The sequence below is a fragment of the Pseudomonas salomonii genome (assembly GCF_900107155.1).
GTDB lineage: Bacteria > Pseudomonadota > Gammaproteobacteria > Pseudomonadales > Pseudomonadaceae > Aquipseudomonas > Aquipseudomonas salomonii.
The window spans coordinates 459,785-482,706 of record NZ_FNOX01000002.1 but is presented as its reverse complement, the minus strand read 5'-3'; the positions used below and the strand labels follow the sequence as shown (position 1 = coordinate 482,706).

The window sequence follows — 22,922 nt, the reverse complement described above, 5'->3', positions numbered from 1 at the left end:
GCCATATGGGCTCAAAATCTTTCCTTATGTCCCGATTCCTCGGGACTGGTCAATACGCTCAGCTACCTGGAAAGCCGCTTCCAACTCCGAGCAACCGTTCTCCTGCATCAACCTCCAGCGCTCGGCTTTTTCCTCGGGCTCCGTCATGGCAAGAGCGAGGTAAAGGCTGGGTGGCACGGCTCGAAACAGCGTTTCGAGTTTTTTCGACAGCACGACCCCCTCAGTGTATTTCCCAGGCTCCTTACTGGTGGAGAGCAACAAAGCTTTCTGTGACGGCGTGAGTTTCTTGAACCGTGCGATCTCTTCGATTTCCGCGGGCGGCATGTTCAAACAAATCCACCATTCGATCATGTTGAGCATGGTCTGCGCGGCAGAGGGAAAGTCGGCAAGGTTTTGCGTCGCCAGCCAGAACCAAGCGCCGAGCTTGCGCCACATCTTCGTGCCCTTGACCACGAATGGCGCCAGCAGCGGGTTCTTTGTGATGATATGGCCTTCGTCGGTGACCATAATGATCGGCCGTCCAAGGTACTGGTCGCGCTCGGCAAGGTTGTTCACGGTGTTCAACAGGCTGATGTAGCTGATGGACATCTGTGCCTCATAGCCTTCGCGAGCGTAAGTGGCCAGATCGACAATGGTCACATCGCTCTCGGGCCAAGGCGTGCCCTCGCGATCGAACAATTCGCCCTCAAAATCCTGGCAAAACAGGTCGATGGACTCGCCCATTTCCTGGGCACGCTCGCGACGCTTCTCTGGCAAATGCGGGTCAGCAGCGACGCGCAGCAAGGCGTCACGCACGTCGCGGGTCAGTACCTGGCGGGCCGTGGTGATGCAAGTCTGCGCCGCATCGAGAATGCACTCACGGATCAGGCTGCGATCGGCCCGGCTCAGGCGCGCCTCTTCCTTGGCCTCGCCGCCAGTGATCATCAGCCGGGCGGTGATCTCCAATTCGCCGAGCACATCACGTTGGTCTTCGCGACTGGTTACCACCTCATCGTCCAGCTCATCGACAGACAGACTCGCTACCTGATCCGGCTGCTCGACCAGGCGCCAAGCGTCGGCGAACGGTGCGAGACTGACCGAGGCGCCAGGTTTTAATTGGACCTTATTGACCGAGAGGCCCTGCGTTGCGAAGTAGTCGCCCTGCAAACCAAACGAATTGCCTGCTTCGACGATAAACAGGCGAGGGCGGTACACCGCCATGACCTGCATCAGCAGGGTGACCAGGGTGGCCGACTTGCCGGCACCGGTCGGGCCGAATAACAGCAGATGCCCGTTCATGGCCCGGTCCAGGCGTGATAACGGGTCGAAGCTCAATAGCGAGCCGCCGCGGTTGAACAGGGTGATGCCCGGGTGGCCGGTGCCGGTGCTTCGGCCCCACACCGGGACGAGGTTCGCCAGGTGCTGGGCGAACATCAGGCGGGTGTACCAGTTGCGTGTGTCGCGGGCCGGGTTATAGGCCATCGGCAACCAACGCAGGTAGCTGTTGCAGGCGGCGACTTCATCGCCTTCGCGTACCGGTTGCAGCCCCGCGCCCAACAGCGCGTTGGCCAGGCTGACCGAGCGCTGGTGCAGTTGCTGTTCATCGTGACTGCGCACGTAGAACGCCAGGGTGCCGCGGTATAGCTTGTGCTGGCGACCGATGATCGCACGAGCCTCTTCGACATCCTGACGGGTCTGGGTCGAGGCCAGGTTTTCACCGATGGCTTTGCGCGCCAACCGGTTTAACTGGTCTTCGAGCACATCCTGCGGCTTGACCACCAAGGTCAGACTCATCACCGTGCCTTCGGGTAACTGGTCGAACAGGGCATTGACTGCATCACCCTTACGGGTTTCTCCGGTGAGTTGACCAATCGACGGTGCCCGTCGCAGTTTGTCCACCACCATGACCCGATGGGGTTGCCCATCGAAGTACCAGAGTCCTCGTTGCACATCCGAACACGGTTCGTTGAAGAACAACCGTTCGGCGAAGTCGTGATCGAAGGGCAATTCCAGCGACTCGCCATCAGCAGGCTCCGGATAGGCGATACGTTGGTAAAAGTCCTCGGGCGCTTCATCGGTGAGCCTGGGCGCCGGATTGAACCAGGGCAATAACCAGGCATAAAAACCGCGGCCATCAACTCGTGCCGATTGCACGCCGCACGCCTGCAATGAAGCTGCAATACGTTCGCAAGCCTGCTGCAGGGATTGTACCGGGGTGAGTCCCGTCTCCTCGGCGCCAGACTCAAGCCAGCGATAGACCACCAGGCGCACCCGTCGGTTGTTGCCGCGCCAGGGCAGGCGCGTCACCACCTTATCCTCGAACAGGCCACCGGGCTTGGCGATGGCTTTGAGATGACGGCGGATGAGCTCCAAATACGTCTCGGTGAAGACCGTGCCTCCAGCGCTGTCCTGAATATAATCGGTGAGCTGTGTCAGGTAGGGAGTGAAGTCGTTTTCGTCCAGGCAGAAAAACTGCGCCACCCAAGGCGTTTGATCCAGCTCATCAAAACTGTCCTGCAAGGCATCCTCAAGGGCATCGCGGGCGGCCATCAACCAATCGGGTTCTCGCCCTTCGGTGCCGATGGGCAGTAACTCAAGCACCGCGCCCACCGAGCGGTTGTCATCGAGCAGAAAACACTGCTCGGTGTCGAGGTATTCGACCCAAGGCAGGTGATCGGTGAAGCTGGGGTTGTGTGCGTAGAGTGCGGCGTCATCGGCCAGCGTGGCGCGAGGACGTAATGGGTTGCGCCAGGCTTTCCACGCGCCAGTGCGGTTACCCGAACCGCCGCTACGCATTACAAGTCTTCCTGGCGTTCACCGGGTAATGCGTACTGCACCCGTTGGTAGAACGGAAAGACGGTCGAGTAACCGGGGATCGGTGCCTGCTCGGTACCACTCAAGTGCGGATACACGTACAGCACCAGATCGGGATTGGGCAGGCGAGGGAACAGATTGTGGATCTCGTTCGCTGCGGTGCGCGTATACGGTTCCTGGACAGACGCGGAGAAATCCGTCTGAGCCAACGGGCGGCGTAGCTGCTGCCGAGCATCTAACAATTGCTGCTGAGTGCCTTGCGAACCGGCGCCGTTCCATATGTCCAGCATGGTTTGCTCGCCATGGGGCAGAAGCGTTTCTTTGTCGGTGGAACACCCCGTCAGGACCCAGCAGAGCAAGCTAATCCAAGTCAGGCAGAGAAGCATGGTCTTTTTCATGGCGAACGCTCCGGCCCTTGGGCTCGTAGTCGATGGTGATTTCATGGTCGAGGTGTAGCGCGACTTGGGCGGACGGTGGCACGTACACGGCAGCAAAGGTCTCGCCATACAGTTTGTTGATCCACTCGCGGATGTCGCTGACCCCACCACTGAGAATTGAATTCAGCGCGCTGTTGCCTGTGCTGTTGGTAAGCCCGAGCGTATTGCCGCCCGAACTGATCACACTGCTGTTGTTCTGCTCATCTCCTAGCAAGGCAGCGACACCTGCGCCAGCTGCCGTGATCAGACTTTGGCTGCCGAGGTATTGCTGGGCGTTCGAGCGGCGCTCGCCGGCAATGCAAGGAATGCCATACGGATCGGACAGATAACCGAGCCCGCCACGGATCTTGTCGGTGTTCGAGCTCTGGGTGGTGGAAGCATTGCGGCTGGCTACTGCCTTCGGCTGAGGCACCGTGCGGATGGTGCCATCGGTAAACACAAAGGTAATTGACTCGACCTGTCCGCGTACACAGGACAGGGTCCAGTCACCGGACGCCGTGCCGCTCATCACGGCCCCCGCGACGTCCGGTAGGTCGATGCCGTTGGCGGTCAGGTTTTCCGGACCGACCAGCACCTTGAAGGGATAGGGGTCATTCACGGTGCCGTCCACCGGGACCCGGCCGATCAGCGCAGTCATGGCGACCGAGCCCATCAGCGTGGCGTTTTCGGGGATCGTGTAGACCGGCTTCGCGCCTTCGGTACGATCAACGGATCGCGTCAGGTCGCGCTCACCCTTGGTAACTGCACGTAGCTGTTTCTGGCTGCGATCAATCGCGTTGTCTTTCAAGCCGTCCAGAGAGTTGAAAGCGGTAGGCAGGCTCAGTGCGGAGGAAGTTATGGTTTTGCCTCTGGCGTCGGTGGACTGAGCATCCGAGGGTTCAATCCACTGCAGCGCATCATTGGCAGAGTGTCGCCCTTCGAACTGAGCGCCGTCGCCGGGCTCAAGCCCCAATCCAATCGGCATGTCCTTGCTCTTGCCAGCCAGCCCCGACAACTGATCCTGCAATTGCGTCAGCAGACCGCGAGCCTGACGACTGTCTTGTTCCGCTTTGAGCCGGGCCTCGTTGGCTTGGCGGCGGCCTTCGTCGACCTGCTGGGTCACGCTGCCAAGCGCCGTCTGGATACGCGAATCGACGCTGTTTTCCCGCTCGCGAAGGCGGTTGTTCTCCGCCTGCAGCGAATCGTTGTGTTTTTTCAGGCCGAGCATGTCGCTGCGCATGGCCTTCACCTGGCCGACCAGGGTGGCAACCGTGTCGCGTGGGGTGTCACCCGCAATGCCGAGCGACTTGGCCTGCTCGGCGGATAACTGGAGGTTGTCCTGAGCAGTCGGACTTACCGACGAAGGCGAGGTACCACCCGCGACCCAAGTTTTCAGGATGATGAACACCACGCCTAGCAACACAGCCGGTACCAGCCATTTGAGCAAGGCGTTAGCTTTCATCGTCAGCACCTCGTGTAACGGGCGGGAGCAGCACGGCGTGTTCGAGGCCGGCACCGCGGGTGACGAGGTAAGCAATCGTGGTGTCTTCAGGGCTGCCGACAGGCCCGAGGAAAGCATGCTGGAAGGACGCGGCGAACAACTTGGCCTGAAGTTGACGCGGATCGAGTTGCACCGTCGCTGAACCAAGGTTGCGTAACTTCACCGCCGTCACCCAGTAATCACCTAGTCGCCAAGCGGCGATGGGCGTGCTGGACACGTTTTCAGTCGGCAGCAAGTTCGGCAGTGCGGTGCGCAGCTTGAGCGGGACGCGACGTATGCCGGGCAGAGGCTCAACGGTACGTAAAGGTGCGTATAGGCTTTGTGCGGCGTAGCGCGTCAAAGCGACCGGGATCGGCGTACGTTCTGGAACAAGGACGGTGCTGGGTTCCGTCTCGGTAGTCTGCGCCGGAGCATTCTTGATAATACGCACGGGCTCGAGTGGTTGATCGCCAGGCGTGGCGGCGATATCCAGCAGGATGATCTCGCCCGTCGCGACCGATTGCAGTTGTAATCGGGTAGGTGCAATGGCTTCTGACGCGCGCAGGTACAGCGTGCCGCCGGTAGATTGCACGCGCAGCTTGCCGGTCAGAGTTGAGGGGACGCCGACTCGGACATCCTCCTCGATAAAGACCACACGCTCCTGATTAATCAACAGCGGGACCGCGAGAGGGATGCGTTCCCAGCGCATCAACTCGACGGCCTGTGCTGCAACTCCCCATAGCATCAGTGCGATGGTGAGCCCCAGGGTAGACATCCACTTCATGGTTCACCTCCAGGCAGGGAGATTTTTTGCGGAGTGCCCTGATAACAGTCCAGTGCCAGCCCCCACTTATTGCGTTCGGGGTCCAGATCAAAACGCACCACGCGTAATGGATAACGCACCACCACCCGTTTCACCGGTTCGGCCGCGTAGTACTCATCGGCGTTGAGGTCGAGGGTGACCAGCCAGCTATCGCGATCAAGTTGCTTGACCCTGAGTTCCGGATCTTCGCTGTAGCCTCGGCCCAGAATTTCGTAGACACCACGTACCCGCTGGCGCAGCTCGCCGGCGGCCTTGCGGTACTCATAGTCGCCGTCGAGGAAGGCCTTGCAGGCGGGTGTCAGGTAGGACTGCAAGCTGTAGATAGCGCGGCGGTAGTCCTGTTCGCCATCCGAAGGCCAGCGGTTGAGTTGGCCAAAGATGTACAGGGCGAAGGCATACACATTCTCTGAGGGGATATCCCACCACTTGCGCGTGCTTCCCGAGCGCAGATCTGGGGGTACATGCACGGTCAGATCGGTCGGTGCCGAACGCCAGCCGTACCAGAGCCCGGCACAGACCAGGGCAAGGATCACTACCGCCAGACGCAAGCTGAAGATATGAGCCTGTTGGGCATCCACCTTGTTTCGAAAGCGACTCATGGTTGCCACCGCGACAGAGCAGGGCGCAGCCGACGCGAACGGCGAACCGTCCAGGCGCCGGAGTGAAGGATCCAGCTCCCACGACCCAGGCGCCAACGACTGGCCAGTATCCATTCGAGCTTGCGGTACAACCACGTATCTGGCCGGGCCCGTTTGGCTCGACGCAGTAGCGTGCCACCGAAAAATAGCACCACCGCCATGGCCCCGATCATGCTGGTGGGCGCCACGGCAATGGAGGCGGTGGCAATCGTCAGAGGAACGCCCAGCAGCAGGCCAATGACGGCGCCGGTACCGAGTGCTACCCACATCTCATCATTGGTCAAGCCGCGCAATACGGCCGGATCACGATTGAGTCGCTCAGGCAAAAAGACCAAGGTGCCGTCGGCAAGGCGTTCGATAGTGTCGCTCATATCGATCTCACAGAATCGCGGCGGCTTTGGTCAGGAACCAGATGATGATCACCACCAACAGAGCTCCGATTCCGACTACAGCACCGAGGTCCTTCCAGGTCTTGCGCTGGTTTTGCACGTCGGCATAGACGGTCAATGAGTGCCACGCCACCCCCAAGAAAGCGAGTAGGGCGATCAGCAGACCGAGCAGGATGCCGCCGTCGTAGGCATAGTTTTTGATCGTCTCGATCAACCCGGATCCTTCGCCGCGCGAAGGGGCTTCCATGGTGGGGAGCTCGGCAAAAGCCAGGCTTGGGCCGAGCACCAGCAGCAGTCCGATCAAGCGCTGGCTCGCACGATCACGCAGGCTGTTTTTCAGAGGGGTAAAGCACTTGAGCATGGCGGCGATCTCCTGGGTTAGGACAGGGTGAAGAACATCAAAACCAGCAAGGTGAGCAGCACGCGTGCGGCGCTGCCGCCGAAGGCTCCAAAGCGCACGCTGCCGCTCGCCCAACCCCGGTAAGCCGTCCACATCACCCAGGCGCACCACAGCAAGGTCAGGACGAGAACTAGGGACAACCACAGCGTCGAACTGCTCTGCGGTGCGAAGCCGGCGGCGTTTTGGAACGCTGCGATCTGAGCGTCAGTCATGCTCATGGCGAGGACTCTGCAATCGGAGTGTCGAGGCGGTAGTCGCCGACCAGTTCACTGGGGTCGCGGGGTTGCGCACGGGAGGGGAACAGATAGCTCTGCACCCCTTGGCGGATGCGCTGAATGTCCTGGGTCAGTCGGGGGTAGTCGAATCGATATCGTTCGATTGGTTCAAGGGTACGGGCTGCCTCCGCTCGCGTCGCAAGGCGTTCGAGAGTGTCGAGTTGCTGCTGGACTAGGCTGAACTGTTCCAGTTCATGAGTCGATGCGGCATAGCCGCTGCCATGAGCGATGGCCAGTGAAAGGAATAACAAGCAGCGAAAGACGGTAGTCGACATGATACTGGTCCATGTGGAGATGGCGCCAGCATCAAGTTAGGGGTTGAATTACTCAGTATAAAACGCGAGATGGGATGTATCGCTTTTTTGGAGGCGAGCGGAAGAAACTTACCCACACATACACTAGCAATCGATTGGGCGAAAAAGAGAGCCCAGTCTAGCAATCCTTCCCCATGAGTAATGTGTTGCACATAGGGCAATGAGTGGATTCACTTTTGCTTGAAACGCGTATGGGTGACGAAGAGTCAATCATCGCTTAGTATGGGGGCGTTCACTTCTCATTTCCCTAACCTGAAGGAAGTTTCACATGTCTCGTTTGGCTGAATTTCGCAAGCTTGAACAACAACTGGCCGAACAGCTCGCAGAGCTCGAGTCGATGAAAAGTGACTCCGGTCTGAAAAAAGAAATGGAATTTGAGAGCAAACTACGTGCGTTGCTTGGCGAGTACGGCTTCAGCTTGAAGAACATCATTGGCATCCTGGATCCAGAGGCTGGCCGTCGTACCTCGGCACCAATAGTTGCCTCCGTAAAGGCCATCCGTAAGGCTCGCGAAGTGAAGATTTACAAGAATCCAAACTCGGGTGAGGTGATCGAAACCAAGGGAGGAAATCATCGACAACTGAAAGAATGGAAAGTCGAGTTTGGCGCAGACGTTGTTGACTCGTGGCGTACTCAGTAAGATCAGTTTGATGACCAAGGGCCTGTAAGGGCCCTTTTTTATCGGTGCGAATGATAAAACCAGAGTGCAAGTCTTGACCCGGTCCTGCACCAGTTTAATTGCTGGTTAGATCCTTGAATTTCGCCAAAATCTTGGAAGCCTACATTTCATCTGATGCTCTAACCCATAATGGGAGTCGAAGACGACCTCTAGCAGTTTTATTTGCATTCGTATGGTGTGTCAGTTTTGGGTCGCAGGATAACTATCCTGGCATCGGGACATGTAAAGAATAACTGGTTTTTCCGAATCAGAGATACTTCTTGAATGTCGTTGCCGTGATTGCCGTAATGATGCCGAGCATCACAGCACAAGGGAAAAACACAGCCATGGGATTGAGCGAAAAGGGTAGGGACAAGTAGATAACCCAGGGCACGATCAGCAGTGGTATCACGGCTCGCTTAGCTCGATGGTAGACAAAGCTACTTTCTCGCCCTGCGCCAAATTTACGTAGGTCCCGGCGCATCAGTCCATCGACAAAACCAGTGAACATGGCCAGCAGAAACAGGGGGATGGCCAGGACCAGAATGGTAAGGCGCACCACGAAGGTAAAGGTGACATACACAGCCGTCAGCATGAAATCCTCAATGGTTACGTAGAACTGATTGATCCACTCCCAGAAGCCATTGCCATGGTTAGGCCCCCGCGCCTGCTGGGCAAAATCTGCAAAGCCGGTCTTGACCAACAACCACTGATTGAGAAATTCCAGTATCTGGATGATCGTTCGCCCAGGCTGCTGGAGGATGAGTGAAGATTTGAAGTGTTGACTAAGCCAGCCCAGTTCATTGGTCAGCATGGCCTGGCTGTGCCGCCAGCCCTGATCGCCCCAAAAGAGCAATAAACCTGCAAACTCGATCAGGATCGAGAACAGCAACGAGGCGATCAGTACACCAATAATGCGTAAAACCAAGCCAATCACCGAGACGATTAATCCTGGGCGCTGGATTGGTTGTGGCGGCGTGTTCTGGGTGGAAGTCGCCATCGTTCACTCCATTGTGCGTTGCAGAGTCGATGCCATCACGATCCTTCTGGATAGTTTTCTGCTGAGTCAAAAACCTGCAGCAGGGGCGGGCTACCCGGCCTGATCCAGATCGAAGTTGGTAGTTGGGCCGCCACCGCTTGCGCTCCACCATTGCCCCGCCTGCGCGTTATAGGTCGCCCGCATTCGCTGGGTGAGCTCCTGCAGGTCCTTGGGCATGGCATCGTCGTTGGAGGGTTTTGGCAACGGCATGCGGACTTTCCAGAGCTGCCCACCGGTCTGGAAGGAGAACATTTGCCCCTTGGGTAAACTGACGATATGAGCCGGCTCGATCAAGGGCACGCTGGTGCTACTGACGCGGTCTTGCGAGGAGGATGTGAAGTCCGTGTTGGCCTCAGGATCGGAGGTGTCGGTGGCACCCGACACCAGGGTCTTGGTCAGCACGTTAACCTTGGGCAACTGTTGGGTGAGCAGTTCCGCAGTGGCGGTTTCGCGCACCCGCAGTATCTGCAGGGTGTTGAAGTTACCAATAACCTGGCCGGCCTTGGCTCGGTTGCCGATTCGCGCTTCGATATCGCTCAGGGTTTGGGTGTAGGCCGTCACCTGGATGCCGGCGCCACCGCCCTTGTTGATCAGCGGGATGAACTCATCGCCCATCAACTCATTGAACTCATCGGCGTGCAGGTTGATCGGCAACTTGTCACTATTGTTACCCGATTGGGGCAGACCATGGTCAATGCCATGTTTGTATATGTGGCCAGCGACCGAGACCAAATCGGCAAACATGGAGTTGCCCACAGCGGCGGCCACCTCGGCGTCGGTCAGCGCATCCAGGCCGACGTAGACGATCCCGCGTTTTCGGATGATCTGCATCCAGTCGAAGATCGGCCGTGGGTCGTCCAGATCGGTGTAGTCGGGGGCCAACAGTTGGGCTGTCTTGCCTGTGGTGAGTTTCTCCAGCAGCGGCAGTAGCGAGGCCACGATTTTGTCGAAGTAAGTACGGTCATAGCGTACCGCCGAACGCAGTCCATCCAACACTGGATCGAATACCCGTTTCACCGCCAGGTACTGCTCGATGGCCACGACACGCTTTTCGCGCCCGATCATATGTCGGGGAATGTTTTTCTCGGTGAGTTTGCCTTCAAGCTGGACGATCACTTCCCACGCCTTCGGGTCAGTTTTGGCGAAAAACTGCTGGGCGTATTCGATGAACAGTGCGTCGATGTTGACCACATGCCGTTGGATCTGCAGGTAGTCCGGGCGTCGACCCAACTCGATCAATGCGCGGGCGATGATGTTGACGAAACGCCAGGCAAACTCGCGAAAGGCCGCGGAGTTACCTTCGCCGCTGAGCTGCCCGGCGATGCGTGACGCCACTTCCGAGATACGCCCGAAGCGTCCCACCGCATTGTATCGAGCAGAGATCTCCGGCCAGCCTAGATGGAAAACATAAAACTCTTTATCCCGACCGGCCCGTTTGGCTTCGACATACATTCGTTTGAGCAATTCAGCATCGCCTTTCGGATCGAAGACGATGACCACCTCATGTTCGATGCGATGAATGTCCTGGGTGATGTACACCTCGGCGAGTCGCGTCTTGCCTACACGGGTAGTGCCGAGCACCAGGGTGTGTCCGACTCGTTCGCCCAGCGGCAGACTGACTTCCGTTTCATCGGGCTCGACCCCATGCAATAGTGGCGAGCCACCTACCGGGGGCAAAGGACGCAACGGATTGAAGGCACTGTCCCAGGCCGTGACACGGGCCAGTATCGAGAGTGGAAACGGTGCATGCTCCAGGCGCCGTTCGAGTCCACGGGCCAGACGGTAGCTGGTCGGTTGGTCGACATAGTGGGCGACCGCCGGATCCTGGGCCTCGACCAAGCGCTGGGTGTGTAGACGGCTCCAGCGAAAGCCACGACCCATGAACAACCACTTACGGCTAACCGGAATCTGCCGACTGGTCAGTTCGTAGCGGGACAGCCGGCGGATATTGCGTCGATAGCGCAACACCTCCCTGGCTTGGCGCAGCCGGATCAGGCCGAACAGGGCATAGGCCAGCGCTGCAACCCGACCGATCTCGGGTGACAGGGCCACAGCCCAGGGCGAGTATACGCACAACACCGCGGCAGCGATGCAGATCGCTACGGTGTACAGCTCCACCGCTGGCCGGAGCTTGGACTCCATCGCATGCTCGGCCATGACCTGGACTCACTGTACCAGTGAGGTGGCAGTGATCAAGACGGGGTAGTGCTCAATCTGCAGGCGGGTGGCGATGTCGTTACCGTTGACCGGCAGGATGGTGATGCCCGGAGCAACTGCTCGAATCCGGGCCAGGGCTTCATTATCGACCACTTCGACGGCGAGGCCTGCCGCGCCCATTTCCTGCAGTTCAGGAGCGCGTTGACGCAGCCAAGTCAGCGACTGGGGATCGTCACCAACCAGGAAAAATGGCTGTAAGCCCGGCATGCTCAGAGCCCGTGACGTGATCTGGCCGGGGCTCAAGTGGGAGCTACGGACGGGCAGTATCCAGGTTTCATCGGCAAACGTGGACAGGTCCGCATGCACGGGCCGATCAGCCTGAACTCTGTTATTTATCGGCACGCCCATGGCTGGAAAATCGGGGTGTGTGAAGTCGCTAGGCTGATCTCCGGCTACGGTCAGTTCCGGCTGGGCGAAAGGTGCCAAGAGCAGGATGAAATAACAGGCAATGGTGATTCGCTTCATGGTGGTGTGCCCTGTTCAAAGGAAATCAGCAGTTGTTCGAGTCTCTGGGAAAAGCCAGCACGGTAGCGTGCTGCCGGCGCGCCTCCTGCCGGACGGTGATAGCGCCCTGCAGCCAAGACCCAATCACCGGTGGCGGCGTGATGCTCCTGCAACAGTGCGGCGGTTACGGCGAGATTTCGGTAGGGATCGAGGGCTTCGCAGGGAACGGAAAAACGTTGCCCGTGGTAACCCAGGTTGGTTTGTCCAAGACCGACATCGACCCGCTTGGCGTCATGCAGGGCGAGCGCCTGAAGCAAGGCGTGACAGGCGGCCTGGCGAGTGGCGAAGCGGTAAGGATTACCGGCGATGTTCAAGGTCCACGGCCAGGGCAGCAGTCGATCACGGACGCGGAGTCCACTCTCCTGCTGGGCAATCGCGAACAGCACCGTCGAAGGGATGCCGGCGTTATGCGCCGCCAGTTGATAGGCCGGAGGCGGAAGTTCGTCCGCCTGGGCGGCGAGCATCGTCAGCAGGAGCGCAAGACCACTCAGTCGAGGCGTTGCCATTGTCCGTTCACCTGTTGAAATGTGGCAGGCAATGGCCCCGGAGCACCCAGGCTGAACCAGCGACCACGGTCATGGTTCAGGGTGATCTGCCGGTGTTGAACCTTGGCCGGATCGATGTCCGCTTGCCGAGCCCAGCTACGGACGCGTTCATCCTGGCCTTGGCTGCCCACCAGGTAGATATCGAACGCCGTGTCGCTGCTTTGCAGACGCTGCGCTTCGTCGGTGCACGCCTGGCAGTGGTCCTCCACAAACAGGGCCTGGCGCGGCATGACTGATGAGCTGGCAGGGGGTGGGGACGCCATGCCCTGGATCGGCAGCAGCCCGGGAAATAGCTTGGTCCATGCCGCGGTGTAAGCGTTTTGGTAAGCCAACTCGCGCTCGGCGCGTTTGGCTTCCAGCGCTACCTGTAATTCGGCATAGCGCTGGCGCTCTTGGTCGGTCTGGGCTTCGACCCCGAGTGCGGTCAACGGATCGAGGTTCGGGCTCCAGAAACCGCGCGGGCTGGCTTGGATCTGTTCGAAACGCGTCCACTCCTGCTCCGTCAGACCCCAGCTTGCCGCCTGTTCAGAGTGAGAGCGCCCTAGGGGAGCGGACTGCGTGTCCTGTATTCGTGACGGTGTCGTCATGGGATTGCCCATCGCTGCTCCTGTGCTCAGTAGCGAAACGAGACAGACAACGGTGGGCAGTAGCGCTTTGTTCATGATCACTACTCAAGGGAGGTGCACGGTCTGATCTGGCTGAGCGGCCACCGCGAAGATGGCTGAGTTCGGCTCCAGTCTTTTCAGGCGCCAAGCCCCTTGCTGCTCACCGCTATGTAGCAGCCGGACATCCGTGAGCGAGCGACTGTCATGAGGCGCGACCGCCAGAAAGCGCTCACCACCGCGGGACTCGACACTCAATACTGAAAACGGTGGCGAGAGCGGGGTGGGTTCGGGGCGAGTGGTCTTTTTCGGTTTGGTCGCAGAAGGCGTCGGCGATGGGGGTAATGGCTGGGTCTTGTGCTCCAGGAGCTGCTGCTCGACCTGTTCAAGGCGTGCGCGCAGCGCTGTCAGGTCTGCCTGGGTGGCGCGGGCTGCGAGACTATCGCGCAGTTCCTGTATCTCTTGCGCCCACTGATCCAACATCGGATCGAGGGTATTGACCTGTTGCTCACCAGTATCGACCGTCTGCTTAAGGTCTTTCAGCGCGTACTGCAGCTTCTCCTGGGCATCCTTGAGTGCGCTTGAATCATGTTGCAGGGTGTCCAGGGTTTGTAGGTGTTGGGTGTTCGTGCTCTGCAGTTCGGCCACGCGTTGATACTGGTTATACAAACCACCGCTCAGGCCGGCGACCGCCAAGCAAAGTAGCCCAATGATGAGGGTTTGAAACGTCGAGGCTCTCATGGGTGTGCCTCCAACAGATGGGGCGAGACGGGTGTGATCAGCGTGCCGCCGGCCTCCGTTTTCTGCTGTTCGAAGCAGACTGAACGGCTGACTTCGTCGGTCGTGAGTAGCCAGGCGGGGCCAGCGAGCACTTGGAGCGCGCGGCGCAAAGAGATCGGGCCGAGCCGGTAATGGGCCGCGGGCAGGGGCCGAGTAAACAGCACCCTCACCGACGGGGTAACGGGGCAGAGCGCATAGCCCGAGCGCTGCAATACGTACTGCATAGCCTCCTGCACTGAAGGGTTCAGGCTGGACAGGATGCTCACTTCAATGATTTGGGCAAGAAGATCGCGTTGTTCCGTGGTGGGCTCGGTGCTAACCAGCGTGTAGCGGCCATAACGAAGCTCTGCCGGATGGCTTTCTTCGGCTATGCCCTTCGAGTGCTCGGCCCGATTGGAGCTACTGTCTATCTCTGGATTGGTCGGCAAAGGGTCGGGGATTTGCGCGGTGCAGGCGCTCAACAAACCCAGCAGGCAGACAGGCGTGAAAAAACGCTTCATGGAAGAAACCTCATATCAGATTCAGTGCAGAACCTGACATGAGGTGAAGGAACGATTCAGTGAGAAAGTTGATTTGAGGTGGGTCGTGTTAACGCTGAACACGTTGCTATTCATCGAAAATGGCGAGCCCATCCAAGACGGCAGCGTCGGGGTCGAAGATCAACAATCGCACATCCGCCAATGCCGCCAGATGCAGTACGTTGACCAAGGCTTCCGGTGTGCCTGCGTCGAGTTGTTCTTGTCTCAAGCTCGAATAACGATTGCCCTCATTGTTCAACAAGTTATCGTCCGTCCATGGCGTGCCGATCAATTTGCAACCGATACCGCAGCAATCTGGAAGCGTAAAAAGCCCGAACAAAAGGCCGGTCTGCCGCAGAGCGAAGTTACTGACCCACTCTTTCAGATAAAGCATCGCTGCTTCGGGAAGATGTGCGGTGCTGATTTCCCAGGCTCGACTGTAGTGTCCCGTTTCGAAGCTCAAGCGATGGACCATGGCTTGTGCCTCTTCCAGGGAGTACAGATCACCGAGGTGATGCCGCTCGTTGAGCATTTCGCCTATCACAGCGTAGATTACTTGGCGTACTAGCCCAGTGGACTGGCAGCGTTCATCCAAATCATCCGAAATGGATTGGCTTTCGCTGATCAAGGCGAAATCGTCATTGAACAGGCAGGCGAACAGTTGCACCTCATTGTCGGGCAGATGGGCTTGTGAGTCGTGCACGGGTCGAAAGCAGGGAGGGCAGTCGTTTTCGTAGGTGATCAGTAGCAGCCGTTCGATATGAAGGTTGTCGTAACCGCGAGCAAATGGGTTGGGGGCCGTCAGCACGGCTGCAGCTTGGTGCGTGGGGTTCATGAAGGTTCTCCAGAATGATAATGGACAAGGCGCCCGAAGACGCCTTTGAGGATTAAAGCCAGCCATGTTCGGCAAGAGAAAGTGGACGACCTTCACCCACGATGAAGTGATCCAGTAAGCGCACTTCGATCAAGGCCAAGGCCTCCTTCAGCCGTGCGGTCAAGACGCGATCCGCCTGGCTGGGTTCCGTACACCCTGAGGGGTGGTTGTGAACAAAAATGGCGGCCGCAGCGTTATGCGCTAGGGAACGCTTAACGACTTGGCGGGGGTAAACGCTGGCGCCATCAATGCTGCCGTGAAAGAGGACTTCGAACGCCAGCACCCGGTGTTTGGCATCGAGAAAAATCACACCGAAGACTTCATGCTCTTGTTGCGCAAGATGCAGTTTTAGGTATGCGGCCACGGTGTCGGGCGATGTCAGGTTAGGACCTCGGGCGAACAGCCGACGATCCAGAATATGCAGTGCTTCGTCGATCACCTGGTTTTCTTGGACGATACGATCAGCCTCGAAATCCGAAGTATCGATCAGTGTGAGTTGGGTGCTCATGGTGGTACCTCCGAAGGCAACAATCAGGGGTACACACCCGAGGGGAGTGGTGTCCCCGAGGTGGATATAGAGTTGTGGGCGTTAGCAGGTGACGCGCTGTTTACAGCCGAGTGAATCGGTGGCGTTGACCGTGTAGGTATGAACCACAACTGTCGCAGGGCAATGGGGAAAAGGCTTTTATTCCCCAGCCGGTTTCGGGATCGAAGTCGGCACTGATGGGCATTAACCGAACCAGTCCACGATGGATACCGGCGATGCGTTTCTCGATTTCATCCGTCGTGTAGTAGAGCGATAACGTGCTGTAGTCCTCGTAAGCAGCCGCGAACAGGCAGTCGTCGCAAAGCCAGAAGGATTCCATGTTGGTTATCCTGTGCTGATTGAAGAAAAGGCGCTCGAGGGAGCGCCTTGATGAGGAACATCGTGGACTGTTCAGGCGGACTGAACGGTACGGGAGGCGTCACGGCGAGCCGTGCGGGGAGTGGGTTGAGATTCAGGTTCGACCCGAGCCTCTGTTGGATGTTCGGTCTCCTCGGCTTCGGCATCAGCCGACGTTGTAGAGGGTTCATTGATCGGCGCTTGCTCAGCAGGTGCTGTTGCTTCCTGCCTGGCGGGCGCTTTGTACTCGAACGTGCCGTTGACCTTGATCCAGTCGATGAACAGCAAACGGCCTTTCAGGCTGGCGCCCGGTTGACCTTGTTTATCGCCTTTCTCGTAGAGAAACGGATCGATCCACAGATCGCCGATACGGAACGACAGCAAGACCTTTTTCTCGGCTTTGACGGCGTCCATGTAGAGACGAATCAAGCGTTCAGCTTCACCCCCAGCGACTTTGCAGTCGAAGCGGGTGTACTCGACCGCATCGGTGGCACCGTGCAGGGCTGCGATATCGCAGGCCATGAATGGCTGGCCGCGGCGGACTTGTACTTCACGAACACGGTTGAGGTAGCCGATACCGACGGTGTGCAGGTTGAAGTAGGTGGTCGCTTCTTGGGAATGGTTGGCGTGGGCCATGGTGGTTCTCCTGTTTCAAGGGAAAACGGTGACGCACAGTCCCTGACGGGGAAGTGAGTCCCCGTCAGGGTAGGTAAGGTGAAGTCGAGCAATGAACGACTCGCCACCGGCAAGCCGATGACGATCAGAACGATGCGTCTGGGGGAATAGCGGTGCAGCAGAGAAACGTCTGCGGTGGTGATTCGCAGGCATGAGGTAGTGGGCATTCATCACCGCTGAAGCGGTAACCGCGCGAGCTTCCGAACGCTGATCGCACTTGGGTAAACCACCACTAACGTGGCGTAGCCTTGAAGGTTCTGGCTACCTGGGCTGGGCTGTCGACGACAGCGAACCACGGCCTTTGTATAAGCCTGTCACAGGGGAGCGTCAAGACGCTGCCACCCTATTTTTTAAGGCCGGAATACGGTGGCAGTCACTGGAATTAAGAAAAGGAAAAAAAGAGACTGGTGCTAAATCGCTCATGTGATGGTCTCCGAAATAAAAACACCCTGCGAAAGCTTAGCCCTCGCAATGTGTGGGAGTTACCATCTCATTACCCGTTCGCCTATCCCCTATCTTAAGGGGGGAACGGTGCCCTGTCTTTCATGGGGCTTGTTCATCCGCCAAGATTTCGTCTCTCCGATTATGAAGGCCGACAAACCCGTTATCCACCCATGCCGATCGAGAATTAAGGGCTGCGGCATTTACTTACCCGTCATCGATTGTCCTTTAATCTCGCCACTATTGAATGGCGGTCACTTTCGTATTCCGTTGCAGCAGCGCATTGGGGCTTAACACCAATGTGTCGCCGTCCCCAAGCCCGGAAATGACCTCAACCATGTCCCCTAGGTTACGACCCAGTGTGACTATGCAGTACTCGACGGTGTTGTCCTTGCGTAGGCGCAAGGTATGCGCTCCGGCGCCGTCCTGAACAACGGTAGAGATTGGCACAAGCACCGCAGGTTGAGCAGGTATTGCCAGTTCGACTTCACCCGCCATGCCGGACGGGATTCGATTGCCTGGGTTTGGAAGCCTGAGTTCGATGCGCATGCCGCCGCTGCTTCCCGAAATGTTTTTTGCCATACGGGTGACGGTTGCTTTCATGGCGGGGCCGGAAAGTCCTTGGAACTGGACGGTCGCCGCTATCCCGGGGCGGATGTGCATCACTGCACTCTGCGGGGCGTCAACCACAACTCGCAGGGGGTCCAGGCTGCTCAGTTCAAAGAGCGGCAATGTGCTCGCTGCTTGATCGCCTATCACCCTATCGCCGTCATCTACGTTGCGGGCCGACACCACGCCACCAAAGGGGGCTTTGACGATCTGGAAGCGTTGTTCCTCTTCCAGGCCTGCCAGCTGCGCAGTGGCCGCAGCCCAGGAGGCTTGATCCACCGCATAGCTGGCCTGGCGCTGTTCGTAGACTTCACGCGCTATCGCCCCCGACGACACCAATGTCTGTGCCCGCTTCAGGTTGCTTGCTGATAGCTTTGCATTGGCCGCCGCCAGTTGCAGTTGGGCATTCGCCTGGCGAACATGTTGGTCAATTTCGGGCGCACTGACCTCGGCCAGCACTTGCCCCTTCGCCACCGTATCGCCTATATCCACCTGCCGTTTGGTGAGAATGCCGGTGGCTCGGGCAAAAATGAATGCGTGTTCGCCGGGGCGCGACGTCGCAGGCAGGACGAGCGTCTGCGTGTCCGGCGCGGCTCTTACCGTCACGGTTTTCACTTGAGGGCTTGCAGTTTCATCGGTTGCCGATGCTGATTTTGCATCGCAGCCGGCAAGGGAGAATGCGAGAAGCAACGTCGTCAACGAGATGAAACGCAAGCAAGAAGAAGTGCCGGTGCAAGGTGAGGTTGACATGGTGGATCCTGGGGTCAAGAAAGGCGTTCGGCAGTGAGCGAAGAAAGGTGTCGGGCTTTGCGTCGCCGACCTGACGCCGCAAGGATCGCCGGGACGACGAGCAAGGTCGCTGGTGTTCCCAGCAATAGCCCGCCAATCACGGCTCTGCCCAAAGGCGCGTTTTGCTCTGCGCCGTCACCCAGGCCCAATGCCATGGGAATGATGCCAAGCAGCATGGCGCACGCAGTCATCAGGACGGGCCTGAGGCGTACCGAGGCGGCCTCGAAGGCCGCGAGCTCAGGGTCATGACCGGTAATGATGAGATTCCTGGCGAAACTGGTGACCAGTACGCTGTTCGCCGTGGAGACGCCGATGACCATCATTGCGCCCATCAGCGCCGGAACAGAAAGCGGGGTGTGGGTAACCCATAGTGAAATCGCGGAGCCGGTGAGGGCAAAGGGTAGTCCGCACATGGCCACTAAAGGGTAGGTCCAGGATTGAAAGTTGACCACCAGGAGCAGGAACACCAATAGTGCGGCGAGCGCCAATCCATTAGTAAGCTCGGTATAGGCCGACTGCATGGCTTGTGCCTGTCCGCCTATTTCAATATGGTTCCCGGGTTTGAGCTGAGGACTCAATGTGTTGATCACATTCGTCAGCGCATGAAGCACGGTCCCTAAGTCGGTTTGACGGATATTGGCAATAACATTGAGGGTGGGGGCCAGCATCGTTTTGTCGATACTGGCTGGTACGGTGCGTCTTGCCACGCTGGCTATGGTGCGTAGTAGGACCTGTTCGCCATTGGTATAGGTGCGCACCGGTATGTTGAGCAGAGTGTCAATATTCTGAAGGTCATTTGGAAGTGCTTGCACTTGTACGACGTAGGCTAATGTCGTGGCCTGGTCTACCCAGTAAGTGGGCGAGACGGTGCTTGCCGATCCCAGTACTGACAATATTGCCCGGCTGGCATCTTCCGAGCTGATGCCCAGCTGTGCCGCCCGGGTTCTGTCGATCTGGATGTAGTATTCCGGTAGATCAAGCACCTGCTGCAACGCGACATCCGTCGCACCAGGGACCGTCCTGAGCCTGGACTGGATCGCACGAGCAATCTTGAGGTTGCCTTGTGTATCGCGCCCAGTGATCTTTACTTCGAAAGCACCCAGTGCCGAGCCCGCCAGCGTGCGGCTGGTAGCATCGGCTGGGCGGTCAAACATCACGATATCCGGAAACTTCGACGCAATGTGCTGACGTATTTCGTCAAGATAACCTGCGCTGGGTGCGTGATGGGCTCGCAACTGGATCATCACCTCCGCCTCGAACGGGCCGACGACAGCGCTGTCGACAAAGCCTAGGTTGATGGGGTCGGGAATGCCGATTTGTTCGTAAAGAGTCTGCAATTCGTCCTGAGGGATAATCTTGCGAATTTCTCGCTGTACGGCTGCCAACCTTTGAGCGGTCTCCTCAATTCGGAGGCCGGCAGGAAAGCGCACTTGCAGGCGCAGTTGACCAGCGTCTATTTGCGGGAAGTACTCCTGCCCCAGGGAAGTTGCTGCGAGCACACCCAGCCCAAGCAGGAGCGCCAAGCTGATGAGAAGCTTCGTGCCGTTCTGGTGCAAGCTATTGAGCAGGCGACTCTGCCGATCCCTGATGTGGTCGATGACCTGCTCTACCCGATGGTTGGCAGCCAGTAGCAAGGGCGCCATACGGGCCTTCGGGGAAGCACGTGCTTCAAGGTCCTTCGGCAGCATCAATGAACACAGTACGGGGATCAGCGTTCGCGAGAGCATGAAAGATGCGAGCATGGCGAAGATTACCGCCAGGGCCAGAGGGGCGAATACCCAGGAGGAAAGGCCTGTCAGCAATAGGATCGGCGTGAGCACGATACAAATGCACAGCGTGGATACAAACTCTGGGAATACCACTTCTTTTGCGCTATCAAGAATGGCGGTGGGTACCGCCTTACCCATCGCGACGTGCCGGTTGGTGTTCTCTACGTCGACCACCGCGTTATCGACCAGTATGCCAATCGCAAGTGCCAGGCCGCCCAGCGTCATAATGTTGAAAGTATTGCCGAGCAGGTGCAGCGCCAGCGTCGAAGCCAGGAGCGCCAGTGGGATGTTGGCGAGCACAATCAGACTCGAACGCCACGAACCAATGAACATAAGCACGACCAGCGCGACCAGTACGCCGACCAATACGCCCTCGTTAACAACGGACTGAATGGCATTGTTGACGAATATTGACTGGTCGAACACGGCTTCGATGCGCATTCCGGCAGGGGCCGAAGCAATCACCTCCGGCAAACGCGCCCTGACGGCCCTGACTATATCCACGGCGGACGCACCGCCCAGTTTAATCAGTGACACGGAAACAGCACTGGCGCCATCCATTCGCGCAATACTGGTTTGCAGTGCTGCGCCATCGCGCACTGAAGCAACATCACGGACGTAGATGACGTTGGTTCCATTCGACTTGATGGGGAGGCTCATGAAACCCTTCACGTCGACAGGGCTGGCCTGCACGGTAACCTGCAACTCCTGCGCCCCTTCACGCAGGCTGCCCGACGGTAGCGTAGGAGCACCGTGTTCAATGGCGTTGGTGACTTGGCTTGCCGTGAGGTTATAGGTTTGCAGCGCCACAGGGTTGAGATCGATCATGACTTGGCGCGCTGCGCCACCATACGGAAGCGTCATGAGAATGCCGGGGATGGATTGAATCTGGGAGCGCAGTTGTAGCCGTGCGTAATCGTACAACTGAGCTTCGGTCATCGAGTCAGAAGACAGTACCAACTGCAACACGGGCGTACTGGAAACGTTGTTACGCACGATGAATGGCGGCGCAGTCCCTGCCGGCATGCGCCTGAGCATGGTCTGTGACACTGCTGTGATCTGCGTCAGCGCACGATCTATGGGCGCGCCGGGTTGCAGGTCCACGCGAATTATCCCGATCCCATTGATTGTTTGTGAGCCCACCTGTTTCAGGTCATCAACATTATTAAGAATTGAAATTTCTGACAGTGAAGTAATCTTCGCTGTCATTTCTGCCGCCGGTAGTCCGCTATACGTCCAGAGCACCTTGACCGACGGTATATCGATCCTGGGCAGGATATCGGTCGGCATGTGCCGTGCAAAGAGCCCGCCAAAAATCAACAGCATCAGCGCAATGACCGCGATGGTGTAGCGGCGGCTCAGTGCATATTGGACAATCCACATTTGCAGTGACTCATCTGTTTTTTAGAGGTGGGCATTGATGCCGCTCGCCCAGGCAGCGAATGAACCCTGGGCAAGCGGACCCTCAGTGAGGTTAAGTTTCAGAACTCGACGGGAAAAGGCGCTAACGTGCCGTTGGCATATAAAGGTGGCAGGTCGGGCGTGCTGTTTTCCAGAACCAGGAGCATGGCGCGTTTGGGCGCAAAGCCTTTATGACGAATATCGGCAGGCATCGCGCACACGTCCCCAGGGCGCATGGCGACTCGGCCTAAGGGCGCGCCTGTTTCTTTGTCCTGAAGCGTCCAGTGAATTTCATCGGTCAGTTGTATGAACCATTCCGGGCGGTCGTTACCGTGAGTTACCGGTAACACGTGCTCTTCGCTGGACATGCAAAAAAGACTGTTGCGCGTGGAGGAAACCGTCGACGGTATCCAGGTCACCTCGGAGCGAGCAATGTGATCGAACACATTGACTGCATGAAGGCTACCCTCGAAACCGGGTTCTGTTTTCACCTGTGGCCGATCAAACTCCAGATGCAGATCTTTAAACGACTCACTGATGGGCTGCCCGGAAGCGCTGGATCGGGCAACTGCATCGCCGGGCAAGCCGAGCATCCTTTTTGCTGGCTGGGTGAAACCTCGCGTCAGGGAAATCCGAGCTGGCCTGCCTTTGGGGCCGTGAGCCGAACCTGTCTCGCGCGGGACACACAATGGGTCATACCCTTCATTGATCCAGTCGTTCGCGATGCCTTGGAAGACCTCCAGGACCTGCTCCGTATCGAACGTTTCGTGATAAGCGATCCCGGCTTTTTTGTAGCTGGGATGATGGGTGCCCGCGAACATTTCAACTTTTCCATAATAATTAATGGTGCCGAATATATCGTCGAAGAAAATCCAGCCATAAAGAAACTCCCAGCCCAAGTCTCGTACCATGGCGCTTAGGAACAGTTCAACATGCATATAGTGAACACCGCCCGGCCAGCGGATAATTGCAAAGTTGTTATCCCTGCTAAAGGAGAACTGTCCCAGGCTAAAGAGTTGATACTCAGTGTCGAGTGTTTCAAGTGATTGAGGTGCTGCGGATAATGTCTGCGACATGATGAGCTCCGGTA

At 57.9% G+C, this 22,922-nt stretch carries 24 protein-coding genes; 1 reads left to right on the top strand and 23 read right to left on the bottom strand.

Annotated elements, in window-relative coordinates; all coding sequences use genetic code 11:
• Positions 1-24 precede the first annotated feature (24 nt).
• The 9 genes from BLV67_RS06240 to BLV67_RS06200 are packed head-to-tail and all read right to left on the bottom strand — an operon-like array spanning position 25 to position 7,489.
• The gene (locus BLV67_RS06240; RefSeq protein WP_069787773.1) at positions 25-2,775 is read right to left on the bottom strand and encodes a conjugative transfer ATPase; all 2,751 of its coding nucleotides are present in this window, start codon (positions 2,773-2,775) and stop codon (positions 25-27) included.
• Positions 2,775-3,191: a TIGR03751 family conjugal transfer lipoprotein gene (locus BLV67_RS06235; protein ID WP_069787772.1), complete on the bottom strand. Its 417-nt coding sequence runs from the start codon at positions 3,189-3,191 to the stop codon at positions 2,775-2,777. Before BLV67_RS06235 ends, BLV67_RS06240 begins: the two co-directional genes overlap by 1 nt.
• Positions 3,154-4,671 carry a TIGR03752 family integrating conjugative element protein gene (locus BLV67_RS06230; protein WP_069787771.1) on the bottom strand — a complete coding sequence of 506 codons (1,518 nt, stop codon included), beginning with the start codon at positions 4,669-4,671 and terminating at the stop codon, positions 3,154-3,156. Before BLV67_RS06230 ends, BLV67_RS06235 begins: the two co-directional genes overlap by 38 nt.
• On the bottom strand, positions 4,661-5,473 hold the full coding sequence (locus BLV67_RS06225) for a TIGR03749 family integrating conjugative element protein (protein WP_069787770.1): 813 nt from the start codon (positions 5,471-5,473) through the stop codon (positions 4,661-4,663). The genes BLV67_RS06230 and BLV67_RS06225 overlap by 11 nt, the downstream gene beginning before the upstream one ends.
• Positions 5,470-6,111: a PFL_4703 family integrating conjugative element protein gene (locus tag BLV67_RS06220; protein ID WP_069787769.1), complete on the bottom strand. Its 642-nt coding sequence runs from the start codon at positions 6,109-6,111 to the stop codon at positions 5,470-5,472. The genes BLV67_RS06225 and BLV67_RS06220 overlap by 4 nt, the downstream gene beginning before the upstream one ends.
• A complete protein-coding gene (locus tag BLV67_RS06215; protein WP_069787768.1) occupies positions 6,108-6,521 on the bottom strand; it encodes a TIGR03750 family conjugal transfer protein in 414 nt (137 codons plus the stop codon). The genes BLV67_RS06220 and BLV67_RS06215 overlap by 4 nt, the downstream gene beginning before the upstream one ends.
• 7 nt (positions 6,522-6,528) lie before the next feature.
• Complete coding sequence (locus tag BLV67_RS06210; protein ID WP_069787767.1) at positions 6,529-6,900, bottom strand: TIGR03745 family integrating conjugative element membrane protein; 372 nt, start codon at positions 6,898-6,900, stop codon at positions 6,529-6,531.
• Between the two features lie 17 nt (positions 6,901-6,917).
• Positions 6,918-7,157 (bottom strand): TIGR03758 family integrating conjugative element protein, encoded by a 240-nt coding sequence (locus BLV67_RS06205; protein ID WP_069787766.1) that lies wholly within the window; start codon positions 7,155-7,157, stop codon positions 6,918-6,920.
• Positions 7,154-7,489, bottom strand: coding sequence for an integrative conjugative element protein, RAQPRD family (locus BLV67_RS06200; protein WP_069787765.1), 336 nt, complete (start codon positions 7,487-7,489; stop codon positions 7,154-7,156). The genes BLV67_RS06205 and BLV67_RS06200 overlap by 4 nt, the downstream gene beginning before the upstream one ends.
• A 307-nt stretch (positions 7,490-7,796) precedes the next feature.
• Here BLV67_RS06200 and BLV67_RS06195 point away from each other — a divergent pair, with 307 nt between their 5' ends.
• Positions 7,797-8,168 carry a histone-like nucleoid-structuring protein, MvaT/MvaU family gene (locus tag BLV67_RS06195; protein WP_069787764.1) on the top strand — a complete coding sequence of 124 codons (372 nt, stop codon included), beginning with the start codon at positions 7,797-7,799 and terminating at the stop codon, positions 8,166-8,168.
• Positions 8,169-8,454: 286 nt separating this feature from the next.
• Here BLV67_RS06195 and BLV67_RS06190 read toward each other — a convergent pair whose 3' ends face one another.
• The 14 genes from BLV67_RS06190 to BLV67_RS06125 form a co-directional block, all read right to left on the bottom strand.
• Entirely contained in the window at positions 8,455-9,186 is a 732-nt protein-coding gene (locus BLV67_RS06190) for a TIGR03747 family integrating conjugative element membrane protein (protein ID WP_069787763.1), read from the bottom strand.
• A gap of 90 nt (positions 9,187-9,276) precedes the next feature.
• Complete coding sequence (gene traD / locus BLV67_RS06185; RefSeq protein WP_069787762.1) at positions 9,277-11,382, bottom strand: type IV conjugative transfer system coupling protein TraD; 2,106 nt, start codon at positions 11,380-11,382, stop codon at positions 9,277-9,279.
• Between the two features lie 9 nt (positions 11,383-11,391).
• A complete protein-coding gene (locus tag BLV67_RS06180; RefSeq protein WP_069787761.1) occupies positions 11,392-11,907 on the bottom strand; it encodes an integrating conjugative element protein in 516 nt (171 codons plus the stop codon).
• Positions 11,904-12,452 carry a lysozyme family protein gene (locus BLV67_RS06175; RefSeq protein WP_069787760.1) on the bottom strand — a complete coding sequence of 183 codons (549 nt, stop codon included), beginning with the start codon at positions 12,450-12,452 and terminating at the stop codon, positions 11,904-11,906. The genes BLV67_RS06180 and BLV67_RS06175 overlap by 4 nt, the downstream gene beginning before the upstream one ends.
• Positions 12,434-13,153: a TIGR03759 family integrating conjugative element protein gene (locus tag BLV67_RS06170; protein ID WP_069787759.1), complete on the bottom strand. Its 720-nt coding sequence runs from the start codon at positions 13,151-13,153 to the stop codon at positions 12,434-12,436. Before BLV67_RS06170 ends, BLV67_RS06175 begins: the two co-directional genes overlap by 19 nt.
• 9 nt (positions 13,154-13,162) lie before the next feature.
• The gene (locus BLV67_RS06165; RefSeq protein WP_069787758.1) at positions 13,163-13,834 is read right to left on the bottom strand and encodes a chemotaxis protein; all 672 of its coding nucleotides are present in this window, start codon (positions 13,832-13,834) and stop codon (positions 13,163-13,165) included.
• Positions 13,831-14,373, bottom strand: coding sequence for a PFGI-1 class ICE element type IV pilus protein PilL2 (gene pilL2, locus BLV67_RS06160; protein ID WP_069787757.1), 543 nt, complete (start codon positions 14,371-14,373; stop codon positions 13,831-13,833). Before pilL2 ends, BLV67_RS06165 begins: the two co-directional genes overlap by 4 nt.
• A gap of 106 nt (positions 14,374-14,479) precedes the next feature.
• Positions 14,480-15,226, bottom strand: coding sequence for a DUF5983 family protein (locus BLV67_RS06155; protein ID WP_069787756.1), 747 nt, complete (start codon positions 15,224-15,226; stop codon positions 14,480-14,482).
• Between the two features lie 52 nt (positions 15,227-15,278).
• Positions 15,279-15,773, bottom strand: a complete 495-nt coding sequence (gene radC / locus BLV67_RS06150; protein ID WP_069787755.1) for a RadC family protein — start codon at positions 15,771-15,773, stop codon at positions 15,279-15,281.
• A gap of 100 nt (positions 15,774-15,873) precedes the next feature.
• Entirely contained in the window at positions 15,874-16,131 is a 258-nt protein-coding gene (locus tag BLV67_RS06145; protein WP_069787754.1) for a hypothetical protein, read from the bottom strand.
• Between the two features lie 71 nt (positions 16,132-16,202).
• Positions 16,203-16,784 carry an STY4534 family ICE replication protein gene (locus BLV67_RS06140; protein ID WP_069787753.1) on the bottom strand — a complete coding sequence of 194 codons (582 nt, stop codon included), beginning with the start codon at positions 16,782-16,784 and terminating at the stop codon, positions 16,203-16,205.
• Positions 16,785-17,504: 720 nt separating this feature from the next.
• The gene (locus tag BLV67_RS06135) at positions 17,505-18,623 is read right to left on the bottom strand and encodes an efflux RND transporter periplasmic adaptor subunit (RefSeq protein WP_083269415.1); all 1,119 of its coding nucleotides are present in this window, start codon (positions 18,621-18,623) and stop codon (positions 17,505-17,507) included.
• A gap of 14 nt (positions 18,624-18,637) precedes the next feature.
• Entirely contained in the window at positions 18,638-21,814 is a 3,177-nt protein-coding gene (locus tag BLV67_RS06130) for an efflux RND transporter permease subunit (protein ID WP_069787751.1), read from the bottom strand.
• A gap of 98 nt (positions 21,815-21,912) precedes the next feature.
• Positions 21,913-22,908 (bottom strand): cupin domain-containing protein, encoded by a 996-nt coding sequence (locus tag BLV67_RS06125; RefSeq protein ID WP_069787750.1) that lies wholly within the window; start codon positions 22,906-22,908, stop codon positions 21,913-21,915.
• Between the last annotated feature and the right edge of the window lie 14 nt (positions 22,909-22,922).